Below are 926 nucleotides of genomic sequence, written 5' to 3'. Positions count from 1 at the left end.
GCGGATTCTCGATCTTGATCTGGTTGATCACGTCGATGCCAAAGTTCAGGTGAATGCTCTCGTCGCGCAGGATGTACTGATACTGCTCGGCAATGCCGACCATCTTGTTGCGGCGTCCCAGCGACAGGATCTGCGCAAAGCCCGTGTAGAACCACATCCCCTCAAACACCACGTAGAACGCGACGAGGTCCTTCAGGAAAGCGCGATCGCGGTCCGGTGTTCCCGTCTGGAAGGACGGATCATCCAGATGCTGCGTGTGCTTGAGCGCCCAGGCAGCCTTGTCGGTGATCGACGGCACCTCGCGGTACATGTTGAACAGCTCGCCCTCATCCAAGCCGAGGCTTTCAACGATGTACTGGAATGTGTGGGTGTGAACCGCTTCCTCGAACGCCTGCCGCAACAGATACTGCCGGCATTCCGGATTGGTGAGATGACGGTAGATCGCCAGCACGATGTTGTTGGCAACGAGCGACTCAGACGCCGCGAAGAAGCCGAGGTTGCGCTTGATCGCGCGCCGCTCGTCATCCGTCAGGCCGTCGCGCGACTTCCACAGCGCGATGTCGGCCTGCATCGAGACCTCGGTTGGCATCCAGTGATTGTTGCAGCCGGAGAGATATTTCTCCCAGGCCCATTTGTACTTGAGCGGAAGGAGCTGGTTGACGTCGGCGCGGCAGTTGATCATCCGCTTCTCGTCGACGGACACGCGGCCGCCGGTACGATCGATCGCACCGAGGCCGGTCGGGTCGGCCGGCTCGAGCTTGAGCTGGGTCTGCGGACGCAGCGCCGTGGTGAGGGTCGAGGCGGCCGGAGCAGCCGCCGTGGTTTCGGTGTCGGACCAATCGAGCATCGTCATCTCCTTACTGGCACGCTTCGCATTCGGGATCGTCGATCCGGCAGGCCTTGATGCCGTCGAGATCTGGCGCCGC

1 protein-coding gene is annotated in these 926 nt (G+C 61.4%); it reads right to left on the bottom strand.

All coding sequences use genetic code 11. The annotated features are described in order from the left end of the window. Window positions 1-847, bottom strand: an 847-nt coding sequence (locus Q3C01_RS44840; protein WP_458151743.1) for a ribonucleotide-diphosphate reductase subunit beta, incomplete at its 3' end; no start/stop codon positions are given. Between the last annotated feature and the right edge of the window lie 79 nt (window positions 848-926).

The sequence above is a fragment of the Bradyrhizobium sp. UFLA05-109 genome, assembly GCF_054185165.1.
The sequence above is the reverse complement of the archived record's forward strand: the minus strand, read 5'-3'. Positions and strand labels throughout refer to the sequence as shown.